Source organism: Streptomyces sp. NPDC001851, from assembly GCF_040297165.1.
Taxonomy (GTDB): domain Bacteria; phylum Actinomycetota; class Actinomycetes; order Streptomycetales; family Streptomycetaceae; genus Streptomyces.
In genome coordinates this window covers 57386-73759 of record NZ_JBEOYR010000030.1, presented here as the reverse complement: position 1 = coordinate 73759, position 16374 = coordinate 57386, and the positions used below count along the sequence as shown (strand labels likewise).

At 72.4% G+C, this 16374-nt stretch carries 14 protein-coding genes; 8 read left to right on the top strand and 6 right to left on the bottom strand.

The features are described 5' to 3' along the window. The first annotated feature begins 260 nt into the window (after nucleotides 1–260). The 6 genes from ABT171_RS33990 (at nucleotide 261) to ABT171_RS33965 (ending at nucleotide 7661) form a co-directional block, all read left to right on the top strand. Entirely contained in the window at nucleotides 261–2876 is a 2616-nt protein-coding gene (locus tag ABT171_RS33990) for an alpha-L-arabinofuranosidase family protein (RefSeq protein ID WP_351250253.1), read from the top strand. Nucleotides 2877–3294: 418 nt separating this feature from the next. Continuing rightward, entirely contained in the window at nucleotides 3295–3816 is a 522-nt protein-coding gene (locus tag ABT171_RS33985) for a hypothetical protein (protein WP_351250252.1), read from the top strand. Then, nucleotides 3813–4163 carry a transcriptional regulator gene (locus tag ABT171_RS33980; RefSeq protein ID WP_351250251.1) on the top strand — a complete coding sequence of 117 codons (351 nt, stop codon included), beginning with the start codon at nucleotides 3813–3815 and terminating at the stop codon, nucleotides 4161–4163. Before ABT171_RS33985 ends, ABT171_RS33980 begins: the two co-directional genes overlap by 4 nt. After that, on the top strand, nucleotides 4160–5134 hold the full coding sequence (locus ABT171_RS33975; protein ID WP_351250250.1) for an ABC transporter ATP-binding protein: 975 nt from the start codon (nucleotides 4160–4162) through the stop codon (nucleotides 5132–5134). Before ABT171_RS33980 ends, ABT171_RS33975 begins: the two co-directional genes overlap by 4 nt. A gap of 11 nt (nucleotides 5135–5145) precedes the next feature. Beyond that, nucleotides 5146–6096 carry an ABC transporter permease gene (locus ABT171_RS33970; protein WP_351250249.1) on the top strand — a complete coding sequence of 317 codons (951 nt, stop codon included), beginning with the start codon at nucleotides 5146–5148 and terminating at the stop codon, nucleotides 6094–6096. Nucleotides 6097–6242: 146 nt separating this feature from the next. Continuing rightward, nucleotides 6243–7661: an aldehyde dehydrogenase family protein gene (locus ABT171_RS33965; protein ID WP_351250248.1), complete on the top strand. Its 1419-nt coding sequence runs from the start codon at nucleotides 6243–6245 to the stop codon at nucleotides 7659–7661. A gap of 111 nt (nucleotides 7662–7772) precedes the next feature. Here the strand turns inward: ABT171_RS33965 and ABT171_RS33960 are convergent, their stop codons facing one another. From ABT171_RS33960 to ABT171_RS33935, 6 genes are all read right to left on the bottom strand, one after another. Next, nucleotides 7773–7967 (bottom strand): hypothetical protein, encoded by a 195-nt coding sequence (locus ABT171_RS33960; RefSeq protein ID WP_351250247.1) that lies wholly within the window; start codon nucleotides 7965–7967, stop codon nucleotides 7773–7775. A 217-nt stretch (nucleotides 7968–8184) separates the two neighbouring features. Continuing rightward, nucleotides 8185–9582: an NAD(P)/FAD-dependent oxidoreductase gene (locus ABT171_RS33955; protein ID WP_351250246.1), complete on the bottom strand. Its 1398-nt coding sequence runs from the start codon at nucleotides 9580–9582 to the stop codon at nucleotides 8185–8187. Beyond that, nucleotides 9575–10765, bottom strand: a complete 1191-nt coding sequence (locus ABT171_RS33950; RefSeq protein WP_351250245.1) for an MAB_1171c family putative transporter — start codon at nucleotides 10763–10765, stop codon at nucleotides 9575–9577. Before ABT171_RS33950 ends, ABT171_RS33955 begins: the two co-directional genes overlap by 8 nt. Continuing rightward, a complete protein-coding gene (locus ABT171_RS33945) occupies nucleotides 10762–11376 on the bottom strand; it encodes a toxin (protein WP_351250244.1) in 615 nt (204 codons plus the stop codon). Before ABT171_RS33945 ends, ABT171_RS33950 begins: the two co-directional genes overlap by 4 nt. Next, nucleotides 11373–11984 carry a ferritin family protein gene (locus ABT171_RS33940; RefSeq protein ID WP_351250243.1) on the bottom strand — a complete coding sequence of 204 codons (612 nt, stop codon included), beginning with the start codon at nucleotides 11982–11984 and terminating at the stop codon, nucleotides 11373–11375. Before ABT171_RS33940 ends, ABT171_RS33945 begins: the two co-directional genes overlap by 4 nt. A 203-nt stretch (nucleotides 11985–12187) precedes the next feature. After that, complete coding sequence (locus ABT171_RS33935) at nucleotides 12188–13327, bottom strand: site-2 protease family protein (RefSeq protein ID WP_351250242.1); 1140 nt, start codon at nucleotides 13325–13327, stop codon at nucleotides 12188–12190. Nucleotides 13328–13561: 234 nt separating this feature from the next. Between ABT171_RS33935 and ABT171_RS33930 the strand changes: the two genes are divergently transcribed. After that, nucleotides 13562–13858 (top strand): antibiotic biosynthesis monooxygenase, encoded by a 297-nt coding sequence (locus ABT171_RS33930; protein WP_351250241.1) that lies wholly within the window; start codon nucleotides 13562–13564, stop codon nucleotides 13856–13858. Between the two features lie 392 nt (nucleotides 13859–14250). Further along, entirely contained in the window at nucleotides 14251–16308 is a 2058-nt protein-coding gene (gene fusA / locus ABT171_RS33925; RefSeq protein WP_351250240.1) for an elongation factor G, read from the top strand. Nucleotides 16309–16374: the final 66 nt, after the last annotated feature.

The following is a 16374-nucleotide window of genomic DNA, read 5'->3' as shown; positions in this document are numbered from 1 at the left end:
CCATGCCGCTGGTTACCGGTGGATTGCAACCGGCACTGAAGAACCACCTTTACGCATTCATCCCCCTCAATGGGAGGAATTGTGTCGAATTCCACGCGCGGCCGGAGCGCCGCCGACGCTCTCCCCGACGACCGCCGTACAGGGGGTGTTGACGGGTCCCGCCGACACCCTAAGATCCCTGCTGCTCGGAGTATCGATCGATGTCCGATATATCGAACGAGATCGGCTGTGCAACGGTCCGTCACAAAGGAATGAGCCGCATGCCTTCAGAAGCCGGAGTGCCCCGCAGAACCGTCCTCACCGTCCTGGGCGCCGCCTCCCTCACCGGGACCTTCGCCGCCACCCCCGCCGGGGCCGCCCCCCTCGCCGGCACCACCGCGAGCGCCACCGCCGCGGACCTTCCCGCCGCAGCCGCCCACTGGACCTTCGACGAAGGCTCCGGCACCGCGGCCGCCGACTCCTCCGGCAACGGTCGCACCGCGACGCTCCAGGGCGCGGCCGGCTGGGGCACCGGCAAGACCGGCGCCCACAGCCTGAGCCTCACGGGGGGCGGCAACGCCACTGCGTCCGGGCCGGCCCTCGACACCTCCAAGGCGTTCTCGGTGGGCGCCTGGGTGAACCTCGCCCGACTCGGCGGCTACCAGACCGCCGTCAGCGTCGACGGCAAGGTCGTCAGCTCCTTCTACCTGGGACTGCGCGACGACACCGGCACCTTCGCCTTCGCCCGGCTGGGCTCGGACGCCCCGCAGGGTGCCGCGGTGGCGGCCGCCGCCTCGGCGCCCGCCACCGGCACCTGGACCCACCTGGCCGGCGTCAGCGACCCGGCCGCCGGCGTCATCCGCCTCTACGTCAACGGCGTGCTGGAGGGGGAGACCGCCTACACCGCGGGCTGGGCCGGCAGCGGCGACACCGCCATCGGCCGTGCGCTCTACGGCAGCGGGCACGTCGACCCGTGGCACGGCCTGATCGACGACGTGAGGATGTTCCCGGCCGCCCTCACCCCCGAGCAGGTCGCGGCGCTGGCCGGGGTCCCGGTGGAGACCACGACGCCGCTGCTGAGCGTGGACGTCGCCCACCCCGCGCACGCCGTGTCCCCCGTCCTGCCCGGGTTGATGTTCGAGGACATCAACCACTCCGGCGAGGGAGGCATCTACGCCGAACTGGTGCAGAACCGCTCCATGATGGCCAGCGACACCACGCCCGTCCACTGGTCCGCCGTCGGCGGGACGACCCTCGCACTCGACACCGCCACCCCGCTCAACGCCGCGCTCGACCGCTCCCTCAAGGTCGTGCTGCCGAGCGGCACGGGGGCCGGAAGCCGGGCCGGTGTCGCCAACGACGGCTTCTGGGGCATACCGGTGCGGCCCGCGACCACCTACACCGCCCGGCTGTTCGCCAAGGCGTCACGGCGCATCGGCCCGCTCACGGTGGCCATCGAGTCCGCGGACGGCAGGACGGTGTACGCGTCCGCCCGCGTGCCCCGCATCGGCACCGCCTTCCCCGGCCGCCCGTTCGAGCTGACCCTGCGCACCGGCGCGCGCACCCCCGTGACCGGTGACGCGAGGCTGACCGTCACCACGGCCGACCCCGCCGCCGCGGGCGAGACCCTGTGGCTCCAGCACGTGTCCCTCTTCCCGCCCACCTACCGCAACCGCCCCAACGGCCTGCGCGTCGACCTGATGGACAAACTGGTCGCGCTGAAACCGAAGTTCCTGCGCTTCCCCGGCGGGAACTTCCTTGAGGGCAACACGGTCGCGACACGGTTCCACTGGAAGAACACCATCGGCCCGGTCTGGGAGCGCCCCGGCCACATGGACGACGCCTGGGGCTACTGGTCCACGGACGGGCTCGGACTCCTCGAATACCTGCAATGGGCCGAGGACCTGCACGCCCAGCCGGTCCTCGCCGTCTACGCCGGCTACTCGCTCAAGGGCGAACACGTCACCGGCGACGCGCTCAAGCCGTTCGTCCAGGACGCACTCGACGAGATCGAGTACGTCACCGGTCCCGTCACCAGCACCTGGGGCGCACGACGTGCCGCCGACGGGCATCCGGAGCCGTTCCCGCTGGAGTACGTGGAGATCGGCAACGAGGACTGGCTCGACTCCTCGGGATCGTACGACGAGCGGTTCGCGGCCTTCCACGACGCGATCAAGGCGAAGTACCCGCATCTGAAGCTGATCGCCACGACGTCCGTGACGAGCCGCACGCCGGACCTGATCGACGAGCACTACTACCTCGCACCGTCCGCCGCCCAGGCCTCCACCCACAAGTACGACAACCGGGACCGCGCTTCGACGAAGGTGTTCGTCGGAGAGTGGGCCGCGCAGGAGGGCCGCCCCACACCCGACCTCGACGCGGCGCTCGGCGACGCCGCTTGGCTGGCCGGACTGATCCGCAACTCCGACCAGGTCCTCATGGAGTGCTACGCGCCGCTCTTCTCCCACGTCAAGAACAACAGCTGGGCCACCAACCTGATCGCCTACGACAACCTCACCAGCTATGTGTCGCCCAGCTACTGGGCCCAGCACATGCTGACGAGCAGGCTCGGCACCGCGGTGCTGCCGGCCGCCGCGCGGGCGCTGCCCGGCCTCGCCACCGTGGCCACCCGCTCCGGGAACCGCGTCTACCTCGCGGTCGTCAACTGCGGGACTCAGAAGGTGAAGGTGCCGGTCGAACTGAAGGGGCTGGCCAAGGGCGTCGAGCGGCAGGCCACCGCGACGGTCCTGACCGGCCCCTCGCGCACCGCCACCAACACGCTGACGGCACCGGACACGTTGGTGCCCAGGACCAGTACCGTCACCGGCGCGGCAGCGTCCTTCACCAGCACCGTGCCGCCGCTCTCCGTCACCGTACTGGAACTCGTCCTGACCTGATCCCTTCAGAGGGCGCCGACGCCGCTCACCTGCCGGCCGCCGAGCGTCAGTCGCACCCGGTTCAGGTCCAGCCGGGCTCCGGGACCCGGGTGCTCCGTGTGACCTGTTGACGAAGAGCTGCACGACGGCCCTGTCCTGCCGGTACTGCCGGCCGAGGGCGGCGGCCAGGACCAGGGCCGCCGCGAGGAGGACGGGGGGCGCGTTCCCGGGAGCGGGGAACACAGGCGTGTCCGTCGAGGTCTCACCGAGCGGTCGGGGCGGTCACCGACCTCGATCGCCGGCGGATGCCGTTTCGACTTGCCTGTTGGGAAACACGGCGCTAACTTTCCCAGTAGGCAAGTAAACGCGGGGGCGGTCCGGCCTGGTTCCGGTCCGACGCGCCCCGGCGGTCCAGCAACGTCTTCGGGGAGGCGACGGCATGACCACATCGGTGGATGCCGAGCGGGCCTGGCAGGATCTTCAGCGGATCCGGGTGCCGCAGGAGCGGGTGTACGACGAGGTCGAGCGATGCGCGCACGGTGATCCCAAGGCGACCTACGTGACGGCCGTGATCATGTGGGTCTTCCTCGCCGGCATGGGACTCAAGCTCCCGCCGTGGGGGCTGTGGGTGACGCTCGCCGCCTATGTCGGCACCCTGAGCACCCTGGCCGTCGTCTACAGCCGCCGCACCCGGATGCGGCTGCACCGCTCCCGGTACAGCTGGCGCAGCTGCGCCACGTTCATCGCGGGCGGGTGCCTCACCGGCGGCACGATCCTGCTCTCCGACCACCTGGCGGAGTCACTCGCCCTGCCCGGCCCCAGCCTGATCACGGCCACCGCCTCAGTCACCGTGTTCCTCCTCTTCACGGGACCGGCGAACCGCTGGGCGGTCAGCCCGCTCCGGGAACGCGCGCTGCGCGGCCAGGCCACCCAGGCCGTTCACGAGGAGGCGGGCCCATGAGCACCCCCACGGGCTTCGACGAACTGATCCATCCCTCCACCCGGTTGTCGGTCGTGGCCCTGCTGTCCGCCACGGAATGGGCCGACTTCGCGTTCATCCGCGACAGCCTCTCGCTCAGCGACTCCGCGCTCTCCAAGCAGCTGCACACCCTGGAGGAGGCCGGGTATCTGGAGATCCGCAAGGAGGGCGGCGGGCGCAAACGCCGTACCCGGGTGCGGCTGACGGCCCGCGGGCGCACCGCCTTCGAAGGACATGTCGCCGCTCTCCGCGCCATCGTCGAGGGCGCGGGCCCCGCGGCGGCGCGGCAGACGGCCCCCGAACAGCAGCACGCGGAGGCGAGCCGATGACCAGCACCCCCACCCCGGCCGCCGGCTCCCGCCAACCGGTCGTCTCCGCACGGCAGCTGCGGATGTCGTACGGCGGCACCGAGGTGCTCCGGGGCGTCGACCTGGACATCCACCGCGGGGAGATCTTCGCCCTGCTCGGCCCCAACGGCGCCGGGAAGACCACCACCGTCGAGATCCTGGAGGGCTTCCGGCAGCGCTCGGCCGGCGAGGTCCGGGTCCTCGGCGAGGATCCCGCGCACGCCGGCGACGCCTGGCGCGGCCGGATCGGCCTGGTGCTCCAGTCGTGGCGCGACCACCACCGCTGGCAGGTCGCCGAGCTGCTGCGGCACTTCGCGACGTACTACCCCGATCCGCGCGACCCGGAAGAGCTGCTGGAGCTGGTCGGTCTCACCCACCGCGCCCGGCACCGGGTCGACCAGCTGTCCGGCGGCCAGCGCAGGCGCGTCGACGTCGCGCTCGGCATCGTCGGCCGCCCCGAGCTCCTCTTCCTGGACGAGCCCACCACGGGCTTCGACCCCGAGGCGCGGCGCGAGTTCCACGACCTGGTCGAGCGGCTGGCCCGCGACGAGGGGGTCACCATCCTGCTGACCACCCATGACCTGGCCGAGGCCGAGCGTCTCGCCGACCGGATAGCGATGCTGGTCAACGGCCGTATCCGGGTCTGCGGCACACCCGCCGAGCTCGCCCGGCGGGCCGCCGCCCGGGCGGAGGTCCGCTGGACGGCACCGGACGGCACTGCGCGCCGCGAGCACACCGCGGATCCCTCCCTGCTGGTCTGGGAGCTGCACCGCGAGGCCGACGGGCCGATCGCCGACCTGGAGGTCCGCCGCCCGACGCTGGAGGACACCTATCTGCACATGGTGCACGAGCACGGCGGCGGCCCCACGGGCGCCCGGAGCGCCGCGAACACCGAAACGGCCGGCAACAGAGCCCTGGCGGGCGCCGGGACGGGGAGCGAACGATCCGCATGAGGGAGACGGACATGACAGCGGCGGTGCGGCACAGGACCGCGCGGGGCGCGACGGAAGGGGCTGCCGGCGGGGCTGCCGACGCCGCGGGGCCGGGCCGTGCCCGCGGCCGGCGGCTGCGCGCATGGCAGGCCGGGCTGCGGCGCGGCGGTATCGAGGTACGTCATCTCCTGCGCAACCGCAAGGAGTTGGCCAGCCACCTCAGCAATGTGGCGGTCGCCCTGATGGTCGCCTCCTTCATCCACGACGACCTGCCCGGCACCCGTATCCCCGCCGCGCACCTGACGATCGCCGGGTTCGCCGCCTATCTGCTGTTCCAGGTGGGACTGCTCAGCCTCCCGCAGATCCTGGTGACCGAGCGCGACGAGGGCACCCTGCTGCGGCTGCGGGCCACGCCCGGCGGCATACCGGCCTATCTGGTCGCCAAGTCCGTGCTGATCGTCGGCATGGCGATGGGCAGCATCACCGTCCTGCTGGGCGCCGCCGCGCTGTTCGTGGACGGGCCGCTGCCGCACAGCCCCGGCGGCTGGCTGACGCTGGTATGGGTCATCGCCCTCGGTCTGCTCGCCGTCGTACCGCTGGGCGCGGCCATCGGCGCCGTGCTGCCCAACGCCCGTGAGGCGCTGGCGATGATCATGCTGCCCGTGATGGCGCTGCTGGTGACCTCGGGGGCGATGTTCCCGATCGGCCGGCTGCCGGCGGCGGTGCGGGACGTGGCGTCCGTCTTCCCGCTCCGGTGGATGGCGCAGGGCGTGCGCTCGGCTCTGCTGCCGGACGCCGCGCGGGCCGCCGAGCCGTCCGGCTCCTGGCAGCTGCCGACGGTCGCGCTGGTGCTGGCCGGCTGGGCCGTCGCCGGCTTCCTGCTCGCCGTCCCGCTGCTGCGCCGCGCCGCCCGGCGCGAGTCCGGCTCCCGGCTGACCGAACGCCAGGGCAAGGCGCGCATGAGCGGCGCGCTCACGATGTGACGCGCGCTCACGGCTGCGCGGGCGCCCGGAGCGAGGACGGCGAGGCCCGGCCCGTGGGCCAGGGGCCGGGTGTGCGACAGTGCCGTCATGCTGATCGTGACGGCCGGTCCACCCGCGGTGGGCAGGAGCTATGGAGGAGGACGCTGGTGACTGCGTACGACAAGGTGTTCATCGGAGGGCACTGGCGGCCTGCGGCCGGAACCGGTGCGATCGATGTGCTCAACCCGGCCAGCGAAGAGGTCATCGGGACCGTTCCGGCCGGTTCCGCCGCGGACGTCGACGCCGCGGTCGACGCGGCGCGATCGGCACTGCCGGGCTGGGCGTCCACAGCGCCCGCCCGCCGTGCCGGGTTACTGATGGCGCTGTCCGGCGAACTCGCCCTGCGCCAGGACCGGATGGCTTCGCTCATCACAGCGGAGGTGGGCACCCCGATCGGATTCTCCCGCAGGGTGCAGGCCGGGCTGCCGGTCGCCGTGACGCGCCTGCATGCCGAGCTCGCGGCGGACTTCGCCTTCGAGCAGCGGACGGGTAACTCGCTCGTCCTGCTGGAGCCCGTCGGTGTCGTCGGTGCGATCACTCCGTGGAACTATCCCCTGTACCAGATCGTCTGCAAGGTCGTCCCCGCCCTCGCCGCAGGCTGCACGGTGGTCCTCAAACCCGCGGAACTGACCCCCCTGTCGGCCCAGTTGTTCACGGAGTGCGTCGCGGCCGCGGGCATCCCCGAGGGGGTCTTCAATCTCGTCACCGGCACGGGAACCGAAGCCGGGGAGGCGCTGGTACGCCATCCCGGGGTCGACATGGTCTCGTTCACGGGCTCCACGGCCGTCGGCAGGCACATCGGTTCTGTCGCCGGCGCCGCTGTCAAGCGTGTCGCCCTGGAACTCGGCGGCAAGTCCGCCAACGTCATCCTTCCCGGAGCGGACCTCGCACAGGCTGTCCGCGCCAATGTCGCCGACGTCGTCCGCAACGCGGGGCAGTCCTGCAACGCGCTGACGCGTACGCTGGTCCACGCCGATGACTACGAAGAGGCCGTTCGCATCGCCGTCGCGGAGATCGCCGCCTTTCCTCCAGGGGACCCGGCCGATCCCGGCTGCCGTCTGGGCCCGGTCGCCAGCCGCACCCAGCAGGAGAAGGTCCGCGACCACATCCGCCGGGGCCTGGCGGAGGGCGCCCGTCTTGTCGCGGGCGGCTCCGAGGTCCCCGACGGACATGACAAGGGCTACTACGTCCGTCCTACGGTCTTCGCCGACGTCACCCCCGAGATGAGCATTGCCCGGGAGGAGATCTTCGGTCCCGTGCTCTCCTTCCTGCGGTACGAGGACGAGGAGGACGCCCTGCGCATGGCCAATGACTCCGACTACGGCCTCGCGGGGTCCGTCTGGGCGGCCGACGAGCAGCGGGCCGTCGCCTTCGCGCGTTCGATGGCGTGCGGCCAGGTGACGGTCAACGGCGGCGCCTACAACCCGCTCGCGCCCTTCGGCGGCTACAAGCAGTCAGGCGTCGGCCGGGAGCTCGGCGAGCACGGCCTCATGGAATTTCTGCAGACCAAGTCGCTCCAGCTCTGATCTCCCGGGGGCAACGCCGCCTGACGGCCCGCCGGATCCTCCGGCGGGCCGTTGTGGTCCGGTGTGTGCGCGGGTCCCCTTGCGAGGCCGGCCGCCCTGCCCGGGCACGGCTCACAAGAGAGTGGCGGACGCGCCCCCGCCGGGCAGTTGCGGCTGCTGCCGGGGCAGGTGGGCGGCAGGCCAGGGTGCGGAGGGCAGGACCTGCGTCAGCTCGTGGCGTACGCGGTCGGCCTCACCACGAGCCTGCGCGGGCACATCACCGCGCTCTGCGACGAGCCGGTTGAAGATGGGGGTTTCCTGGAACACGCTGGGACCTTCCTCCGAGGCGGGCAGGGCACGGCAACCGCCGCACACCGAGCCGATCATGTGACGGAACGAGTATCCAGTGCCGCGAGCGGCGGCAGCGACCGGCCGTACCCCGAGCGAGGAATACCGGCTTGGCCGGGGTACGGCCTGTGACGTCATCGTTCGCCCGGAGAAGACGGCTTTCGGCACGGGCTCCCCGCGCGAGGCGCCCCTCGGGTCAGCGGACGGCGGCCTTCCGCTCCGCCTCGGTCAGGGGCGGCCCCTGCAGGTGCCGCTTCTTCGGGCCGACGAGCATGGGCAGGAGCATGTCCAGCGAGAAGAGACGGGTTGCCGGCTTCTCCATGCTCATCACGTCCAGCAGGGCGCCCATGGCGCGCGGGTTCCGGGCTCCGGTGGCGACAGCCCGGTCGACGAAGCGGGCCAGGAACCTCTCCACGGCGGTGGGCGGGGCGTCGGTGGCGCCGGGGTAGAAGGCGTCCTGCCCGACGGCCAGGTCCCAGGCGGCGGCGACGGGGCGCGAGGCCGCGCGCTGGAGACGGCGCGCGGTGCCGGGGGCGGTGATGGCGGCGGAGCGCAGGACGTCCCGCACGGCGACGGCGCCCTGGGCGGCTACGGTCAGGCCGTGCCCGTAGACGGGATTGTAGGCGGCGACGGCGTCACCGAGGACGGTGAAGCCGTCCGGCCAGCGCTTCATCTTCTCGTAGTACCGGCGGTGGTTGGCGGTGCTGCGGGTGGTGAGGATGTCGCTGACGGGCTCGGCGTTCCGGATGAGTTCACCGATGACGGGGTCGCCGAGGCTCAGGGCGAAGGGCACGAAGGCGTCCGGGTCGGCCGTGGGTTCGCCGCCACGGGTGCCGCCCAGGGTGACGAGCCACCGGCGGTTCTCGATGGGCAGGATGATGCCCCCCCGGCCAGGCGGGTTGGCGGGGTTGGCCTGCACATTGATCAGCGGGAAGTCGCTGCCGGTGCCGGCCGGGGCCTTGTAGAGGCGTGTGGCGTAGGTGACGCCGGCGTTGACCTCCCGTTCGGTGACTTTCGGGAGGCCGAGGTCGACGAGCCACTGAGCGGCGCGGGAGCCGCGGCCGGAGGCGTCGACGACGAGGTCGGCACTGAGGGTGAGCTCTTCTCCGCCGGTCCTGACCCGGAGACCGGTGACCCGGGCGGCGTTGCCTTCGAGCGACAGGGCGGTGGTGTTCTCACGGAGGGTGATCCGCGGGTGGCCGAGAACCCGCTCGCGTATCACGGCGTCGAGCAGATCGCGGGAGCACACCACGTTGCGGTGACGGGTGGTCAGGAAGCGCCGGAACCATACTTCGTTGGGGGCGCGGGAGACCATGTCGGCCATGATGTGGGCCATGCGCCCCCCACGGGCGACGACGCGGTCGGTGAGGCCGGGCAGCAGATCGTTGAAGGCGAGGACACCGCCGCTCCACACCACATGGGCGTGCCGGGCCTGGGGGACACCGCGGCGAGGCACGGGACCGTCGGGCAGGTGGTCGCGTTCGACGATCACGACATCGGCGAACTCGCTGAGTGCCGCGGCCGCGAAGAGTCCGGCCGCGCTGGCGCCGATGACGAGAGCGGCGGGCCGGCCTGCGGTGGCGCTGTCAGGCATGTGTGGTGAGGTTTTCTGTGTGGGTCGTCCGCCGGTGGACGCTGTCGAGTGAGCGACGACGGTAGAGAGCGACGGAGATGGCGGCGATGTGGTCGGTGATCTCGGGGCCGATGTGCGGGGGCTGTGCGGTGGTGTGGGTGGGCGTGCCGTTGCGGTAGGAGGTGATCGCGTCGAGGATGGCGGCGGCCCCGGCGATCGCACGGGCCCTGGCCTCATGACGGGTGGTCGCCACCTCCGCGTACGTCCTGCGGTACAGGTCTGTGTCGAAGTACGGGGCGAGGATGCGCAGTGCGTCATGGATGCGCTGTTGGCGTTGCATCACGCGGAGGTCGAGAGGAACCCAGAAACCGAAGCGCGCGGGCGCGGCGGCCGGGCTGAGTACGCGCACCGCCCGCCACAGGGGCCACAGCCGCCGGTATTCGCTCTGGTCCCGGCCCCAGCGCTTCAGAGCGGGTCCCAACTGGGGAATGATGAAGCCGACAGCCGCGAAGCCGGCCTCCAGCAGTGCGAAGGGCGGTGCGGCCTTCGTGCTGAGCCAGTCCCAGTCGGTTCCGCACCAGCGGGCCGTCACCGCGGTCAGCTTGGCCGCGTCGAAGACCAGGCCGAGCGCGTACCCGGCCTGGAGGAAGACGACGCCCGCCTTCAGCCAGGGGTTGGCCACCTCCTGGAACCACTTCCACAGCATGGCGGCCGCGGTGAGGCACGAGACCAGGTGCGCCACGAGATAGAGCAGGATGTGCTCGCGCATCCACGGCGTGGTGGCGTAGTAGGTGTCGAGGTCGTAGATACGCGGCTTCGGCACGTGGGCCAGGAAGAACGTCAGCCACAGGGCGGCGATGATGCCGAGGTAGACGCAGTAGATGAGCCGGATCCTGCGCCGGCGCCGCGCGGACGGCTCCTCCCTCCAGCGCATGATCATGGTCAGACCGGTGGCGCACGAGGCGGTGAGGAAGGAGTAGGCCCACGGGGCCGCGATGTTCGGGATGCCCGTCAGCTTGTTGAGCCGCTCGATGTTGACCGGGATGATCACGACGAGGGCCGACGTGGCCCAGAAGAGCAGCAGGGTGGTCGCCCGCACCTCGGGATCGCGCCAGGCACGGACGAACGTGGGGAGCTTGAAGAACAGCGCGAGCGCCAGCAGCACGGTCGGGACCGCGTAGGGGACGTGGAGGGACGGGGTCATGAGAGTATGCGACCGCCCCGGCTGGTGAGGGACACGTTGATGCGCCCCTCGACGGTGGACTGGTGGAGTGGGCCTTCGGCGTACCGGCCCTTCATCCAGGTGCGGACTTCACGGCCGAAGAGCAGACCGAACGTCTCCGCGTCCACCTCGTGGTCGTCGACCGAGCCGGCCCTGGCGGCCACGGTCAGGAGGGCGTCGCGGGAGACTTCCTCCTGCGCGGCGAGGATCTCCTCCACGGCCCGCTGGATCGACTCGGGCGTCTGATCCGCGGTCAGGGCACGCGCGGCGGCGGGCATGCCGGCGATGTGGTGGCCGCAGTCGCCCTCCTCCTCGTGCCACAGTTCATGACCGAGGATGACCAACTGGGCCTCGGGGACCGTACGTTCCTCCACGACGATGATCGAGCGGTCCCCGCAGTCCAGGCGCATGCCGGAAACGGGGATGTCCGACGGGAACGCCCGGAACACGAGCCGGATCGGCCGCCCGGAGCGCACGCTCATGGCCGTGCAGAACGCTTCCATGACCTCCCGCGGCTCCGCCGGCCGCTGAAGGGACCGCGCTGCCTCCTGCCCCAGGGCGGTCAGCAGGGACTTCATCGCCTTGCTGGTCACGGCTTGTTCTCTCCCTCAGGAGCCAGTACTGACCGAAGGACTCCCTCAAGCAGGCGCTCCAGCTGCCCGCGTGTCAGGGAGCCGTTCGTGCGCAGGTCGGTCGTGCTCACACCGTAGCGGTCCAGCAGGGCCTGGACCGGGTCGGTGTGCGGGTTCTCCAGCCTGACCAGCGCGGGGAACAACGCACGGTTGAGTGCCTCGTCGGCCGGCGCGGTGAAGAAGGCCTCTCCTCCCTCGACCCCGAAGTACTCCACCAGACCGTGCAGGAACGCGACGCTGGGCACCTTCCTGCCGTCGCACACCTGGCGCGCCCAGTAGCCGGAGACTCCCAGACAGCTGCCGATGTCCGCCGCCAGATCCGACATGCGCCTTCCCGTGCGGGTGAGGTGGGCGTCGGCCAGCGCCTTGATCCGCGTGCGGACCCGGTCGTTGACCTTGTCGGCGGGCGGGGTGCCGCCCTTCAGCAGGACGCGGACATCGGTCTCGGGCAGAGCTGTCCTGGCCGCGAGTTCTCGCGGGTTGAGAAGCTCCGATCGCTTGAGGCCCCGCTCTTCGATGAGGGCGGTGAGGCGTCGAAGAGTCTCGTGGAGCTGCGAGGGTGACTCCACCGATGTTCTCCGGCAGTTGAGGATCTACGGGTGTGATGCGCCTCGCAGCATACGCATGCCGCCACCGGGCATCAACGATCGTTCACTGGCCACCAACGATCGTTTTCAGACACTCGGGTGGCCGCGCACCGGTGCCGGGCGCCGCGGAACCGGCCTCCGGCCACGGTGGGCGACCGGTGTGCGCAGGGCCCTTTCGCCGTGCCCTACGGGGGCGCGTCTCCGTCCGGTGCGTGCCGGGCGGTGCGGCTGGTCCGGTCGATGTCGTGCGCGGTGATGATCCCGAGCAGCCGGCTGTCGTCCATGACCAGGATGGGCAGCGGGCGGCCCTCGGTGCCGAGCCGCTCCAGGACGGAGGTCAGCAGCTCGTCCGGTGCGGCGAGCGCGCACCGGGACAGCGGGGTCGCCACATCCCGGGCCCGCAGCGACGCACGCTGCCCGGACGGCACGGCGGCCAGCCGGTCCAGCCGTACGACGCCACTGAGCCGGCCCTCGAAGTCCAGCAGCGGCAGCGCCGAGTGCCGTGCCGGGGCCGCCACCTCGGTGAGGAAACGGTCCACGGTCAGCCAGTCGGGACCGGTGACCACCGGCGCGGTCATCGTCTGCCCGACCCGCAGGCCCCGCAGGGCGGTGGCCAGCTCGGCCCACCGGCGTTCGGTCGCGGCGACGCCCGCGACGAAGACGCCGACGAGGATCAGCCACAAGCCACCCGACAGACCCCGGGCGAAGGCGAGCCAGCCCAGGACGGCCAGCACCATGCCGAGGGCCTGACCGCTGCGCCCCGCCGCCCGCTGGGCCCGCTCACGATCCCCGGTACGCCACCACAGCGCGGCCTGCAGCAGCCGGCCTCCGTCCAGCGGCGCGGCAGGCAGGAGATTGAACACACCCAGCACCAGGTTCGTGCCACCGAGCCAGCCCAGTACGGCGACGACGATCCGCGAGCCCGGCACCGCCTGGACCGCGGCCGCCGCGCCGAACCCGAGCCCGCCGAGCAACAGGCTGGCGAGGGGACCGCTGACCGCGACCACGAAGGCCGCCCGCGCGGTCGTCGGCCGGTCCATCCGGGTGAGTCCGCCGAGCGCCCACAGCGTCACGTCCCGCACACCGATCCCCGCCCGGCGAGCCGTCAGAGCATGCGCCGTCTCATGCACCGCCAGGCTCACCAGCAACAGCACGGCTCCGGCCACTCCGGCCACCGCGTACACCACGGGCGCCAGGCCCGGCGCGTACCCGGGCAGGGTGCGGGCGGCCAGACCGTACGCGAAGAACAGCATGACCAACGGCACGCTCCAGTGGGCCTGCAGCACCACTCCCCGCACACTCCCGAGCCGGATCGAACCCCTCATCGTCCTCACCGCCGACGACTCGTGCACTGCGACCGCACGCGTCCTGCTTCCATGGTCCACCGTCGGCGGCAGCCGGGGAACGCCCATGCCGGACAGCGAACGCCCATGTCACGGGGCCATGACACGGATGGGCCAGGCCGGGCCCGTCACGCGGGCGGAGGCGGCGGCCCGCGCCTACGGTGGGCGGAGAGAGGCCGGCGAGCCGACCGGACCGGCGTGGCGGAGGAGGCCGCGATGGAAGAGCACTACATCTGGGTGACCACACGCCGCATCCGGCCGGACACCCTGGAGGACTTCGAGCAGGCCTGGCGGCCGACCCCCGCCCCGCAGGGCCTCCGCCGCGCCTACGCCTACTGGTCCGAGGACGGCCAGGAGATCACCGGTGTGTCGTTCTGGGACTCACGGGAGGACTGCGACGCCTGGAGGTCCTCCGAGCACGAGGCGCAACGGCGCGCGGCCATGGCCCCCTTCGTCGTCGAGGAGCGGGAGGGGTTCTACCGCGGCCGCGAGCTCGCCATCCCGCGGCGGTAGCCGCGCGGCCCCCGCGGCGAGGAAGGGGAGGACGGCCGCCCGGACCCCGGTGCGGGCCCCGAGAGCAACCGGGTGACGTACCGGCACCCCCGCCGACCGGCCGCCGTACAGGAAAACCAGGTGCCCCGGCCGCGCCGCTCCCGTACCGTCATGCCGTACCGAGCGCCGCGACGACCGTACGCGGCGCCTGTCGTCCGACACAGAGGGGAGCCCGGCCGTGCGCGCACGCACCGCTGTCGTCGCTCCCCGCTCACGGTACGAGGTGATCCTCGTGTCCCGGTCCGGCCGGTGCCCGCTGCGCGGCCGGCACCGGACGCCCGTGACGCCCCGCTGACCCGGACGCACGGGTAATCGCGCTGCCCTTTCCCTGATCGTCAGAAAGGCCCTGGGCCGTGCGCACCCACCCCACCACCCTCGCCGCCGTCCGCAACCTCGGCATCCTCGCCCATGTCGACGCCGGCAAGACCACCGTCACCGAGCGGATCCTGTACGCGACGGGCACCACCCACAAGCGCGGCGAGGTGCACGACGGCACCACCGTCACCGACTTCGACCCGCAGGAACGCGACCGCGGCATCACCATCTTCGCCGCCGCCGTCAGCTGCGCCTGGGACGGCCACCGCGTCAACCTCATCGACACCCCCGGGCACGTCGACTTCGCCGACGAGGTCGAGCGCTCACTGCGGGTCCTCGACGGCGCGGTCGCCGTGTTCGACGCCGTCGCCGGGGTCGAGCCGCAGAGCGAGTCGGTGTGGCGGCAGGCGGACCGGCACGGCGTGCCGAGAATCGCGTTCGTCAACAAGATGGACCGCGCGGGCGCCGACCTCGACCGGGCCGTCGAGTCCATCCGGCGGCGGCTGCATCCCGCGCCGCTCGTCGTCCAGTTGCCGATCGGCGCGGAGGACAGCTTCACCGGAGTGGTCGACCTGGTCCGGATGCGCGCGCTGGTCTGGGCCGACGGTGCCGGTACGGCCGTGGCGGGGCCCGTGCCCGAGCCGCTGCGGCAGGAGGCGCTACGGCGGCGCCGGGCGCTGGAGGAGTCGGTGGCCGAGCTGCACCCGGCCGCCCTGGAGGAGTTCTGCGAGCGGGAGACGCTCGACGCCGGCACCCTCGCCGCCGCCCTGCGCGACCTCACCCGCACCGGGGCCGGCGTGGTCGTGCTGTGCGGCTCCGCCTACCGCAACCGCGGCATCGAACCGCTGCTGGACGCGGTCGTGGCCTATCTGCCCTCGCCGCTGGACGTCCCCGCCGCACGCGGGGTCCACGAGGGCACCGAGCAGCGGCGGACCGCCGACCCCGAGGCACCGTTCGCGGGGCTGGTGTTCAAGGTGAACGCGGGCGCCACCGGGCGGCTGGCCTATATACGCGTCTACGCCGGCACCATCGAGAAGGGGGACACCGTGTGGGACCCGGGCACCGGGCGCACCGAGCGCGTCGCGCGCATCCTGCGGGTCATGGCGGACCGGCACGCCCAGCTCGACCGGGCGGTCGCCGGTGACATCGTGGCGCTCGCCGGCGTGAAGTCGGCACGGGCCGGCTCCACCCTGTGCGACCCCGGCGCACCGCTGCTGCTGGAGCCGCCCGTGGCCGCCGAACCCGTGGTGTCCGTGGCGGTCGAGGCCCGGCGCGCCACGGACACCGGCCGGCTGTCGGCGGCGCTGGCACGGCTGGCCGAGGAGGACCCCTCGCTGGTGGTGCGCACCGACGCCGAGACCGGGCAGACCGTGCTGTCCGGGAGGGGGGAACTCCATCTGGAGGTCGCGGTGGAGAAGATCCGCCGCGACGGCGGTCCGGAGATCGGCGTGGGCCGGCCGCGGGTCGCCCACCGCGAGACGGTCCTGCAAGGCGTGACCGGGTTCGTCTACCGGCACGTCAAACAGGACGGCGGTGCGGGGCAGTTCGCGCATGTCGTGCTCGACGTGGAACCGCTCGGGCCCGAAGCCGGCGCCACCGGCTTCGAGTTCCGCTCGGCCGTGGCCGGCGGGCGGGTGCCGCAGGAGTACGTGCGGGCGGTGGAGGCCGGCTGCCGGGACGCGCTCGCCGAGGGACCGCTCGACGGGCACCCGGTGACCGGGCTGCGGGTCACCCTCACCGACGGCTCCACCCATGTGAAGGACTCGTCCGACACGGCCTTCCGCACCGCCGGCCGGTTCGGGCTCCGCGAGGCCCTGCGCGCCTGCACGATCGCCCTGCTGGAACCGGTCGCCGAGGTCACGGTGACCGTGCCGGAGGACGCCGTGGGCTCGGTCCTCGGCGACCTGGCGGCGCGGCGCGGCCGGGTCAGCGGCTCGCGGACCCACGGCGGGGCGGCCGTGGTGACCGCGACCGTGCCGCTGGCCGAACTGTTCGGCTACGCGACCCGGCTGCGCAGCCGCACCCAGGGCCGGGGCACCTTCACGACCCGGCCCGCCGGCTACGCCCCGGCACCACGACCGGTGCCGGTCCGGTAACGAGGACGGGCACGGGCCCGCACCACGGACCGAAGCGGTACGGGGTGCGGGCCCGTGAGACGGACG

Bases quoted from the DNA above. Each gene is read 5' to 3' on its own strand.
- ABT171_RS33990 (WP_351250253.1), top strand. From the start codon at position 261: ATGCCTTCAGAAGCCGGAGTGCCCCGCAGAACCGTCCTCACCGTCCTG.
- ABT171_RS33985 (WP_351250252.1), top strand. From the start codon at position 3,295: ATGACCACATCGGTGGATGCCGAGCGGGCCTGGCAGGATCTTCAGCGG.
- ABT171_RS33980 (WP_351250251.1), top strand. From the start codon at position 3,813: ATGAGCACCCCCACGGGCTTCGACGAACTGATCCATCCCTCCACCCGG.
- ABT171_RS33975 (WP_351250250.1), top strand. From the start codon at position 4,160: ATGACCAGCACCCCCACCCCGGCCGCCGGCTCCCGCCAACCGGTCGTC.
- ABT171_RS33970 (WP_351250249.1), top strand. From the start codon at position 5,146: ATGACAGCGGCGGTGCGGCACAGGACCGCGCGGGGCGCGACGGAAGGG.
- ABT171_RS33955 (WP_351250246.1), bottom strand. From the start codon at position 9,582: ATGCCTGACAGCGCCACCGCAGGCCGGCCCGCCGCTCTCGTCATCGGC.
- ABT171_RS33950 (WP_351250245.1), bottom strand. From the start codon at position 10,765: ATGACCCCGTCCCTCCACGTCCCCTACGCGGTCCCGACCGTGCTGCTG.
- ABT171_RS33935 (WP_351250242.1), bottom strand. From the start codon at position 13,327: ATGAGGGGTTCGATCCGGCTCGGGAGTGTGCGGGGAGTGGTGCTGCAG.
- ABT171_RS33930 (WP_351250241.1), top strand. From the start codon at position 13,562: ATGGAAGAGCACTACATCTGGGTGACCACACGCCGCATCCGGCCGGAC.